We start from the raw sequence: 1554 nt of genomic DNA on the forward strand, positions 1-1554 counted from the left end.
TGCGAGGCGCCGTTGACGTCCAGGCACCGGCCCGACCCCACACCGCGCAGCGCGCTGGTGGTGCCGGGGGAGGGCGTGGGCGAAGGAGAGGGGTCCGGGCCGCCCAGCTCCTTGACGCGGATGTTGCGGAAGGACACCACGTCGTTGCCTCCGTGGTTCTGGATGCCGATGTAGCCCTGCTGCAGGGAGCGGGCCGGGTCGGCGTTGGTGAAGTCGTTGATCTTGGTGCCGTTCAGGAACACCTGCAGCCGCTCCCCTTCGACCAGCAGCTCGTAGGTGTTCCACTGACCCGGCGGGTTGAGCGCCGCGTCGCGGGCGGTGATGTCGGCGGACTTGACCCCGTAGACGGCGCCGGTGGTCTTGTCCGGGGTGTCGGTGGCGTCGATCTGGACCTCGTAGCCGCTGGCGAGGGCCGCGTCGGGGCTGCTGTTGGCGGGGAACCCGACGATCACTCCGGAGTTGGAGTCGCCGGTCATCCTCCAGTCGAGCTTGAGGGAGTAGGAGCGGTACTCCTTGGCGCTGTACCAGAGCATGCCCATGCCGCCCTGGGAGCTCAGCGTGCCGTCGCTGTTGGTGAACGACCCGGGGCCGGCCTGCGACCAGCCGCTGGTGGAGCCGTTGTAGAGGCTGGTGTATCCGTTCTCCGGGCGGCAGTCGGCCTTGGCGACTCCGGCGGCGTAGCGGATGCCGCCCAGCAGCAGGGTGCGGAAGGCCGCGTCGGTGAAGGACGCCTGGGTGTGGCCGAGCCCGGTGTAGAACGACCGGCCGGACGCCTGCGGGTGGCACCAGGTGATGGGGTGGTCGCCCATCGTGCCGCCGGAGTAGCTGGACTCGTTCAGGTTCTGCAGCACGCGTGTGGTCGAGCGGGGGTTGGTGCGGTAGTTGTACCACTCGTCGGTGCGCGTCCAGCTCGGGCTGAGATGGGAGGTGGCGGCGTGCGCGCGGTCCTCGGTGCGCACGGTGGCCTGCTGGATGGCGGGGTGGCTGGCGAACCAGGCGCCCACCAGCTGGCCGTAGTAGGGCCAGTCGTACTCGGTGTCGGCGGCGGCGTGCACGCCCACGTAGCCGCCCCCGCCGTCGACGAAGGACTGGAAGGCCGTCTGCTGGCTGCTGTTCAGCACGTCGCCGGTGGTGCTGAGGAACACCACGGCCTTGTACTGGGCGAGGTTGCCGGTGGTGAACACGCCGGCGTCCTCGCTGGTGTCCACGGTGAAGTCGTTCGCGGTGCCCAGCTCGCGGATGGCCTGGACGCCGGCGGGGATGGAGTCGTGCCGGAACCCGGCGGTCTTGGAGAACACGAGCACCTTGAAGGCCGCCGCCTGCGCGGGGACGGCGGTGACCATCGCGGTGCTCACGGTGGCGAGCGCCACGGCGGCGATCGCCAGGCGTCGCAGCATGGAGGTCCTCGGGGCACGCTCGGTGGGGTGCGCGGGCACGTCGCGTGCCGGTTGTCGCAGCATGGGATGTCCTTCCGGTCGTGGGGGGGGGGGGGGGGGGGGGGGGGGGGGGGGGGGGGGGGGGGGGGGGGGGGGGGGGGGGGGGGGGGGGGGGGGG

At 71.8% G+C, this 1554-nt stretch carries 1 protein-coding gene; it reads right to left on the reverse strand.

Annotated features, from left to right (window positions below; all coding sequences use genetic code 11):
• The coding region (locus PYR91_RS36275; RefSeq protein ID WP_279787544.1) for a ThuA domain-containing protein at positions 1-1460 on the reverse strand (1460 nt) is incomplete at its 3' end.
• Positions 1461-1554 lie beyond the last annotated feature (94 nt).

Origin of the sequence: Sphaerisporangium sp. TRM90804 (assembly GCF_029846175.1) — a bacterium.
Taxonomy (GTDB): domain Bacteria; phylum Actinomycetota; class Actinomycetes; order Streptosporangiales; family Streptosporangiaceae; genus Sphaerisporangium.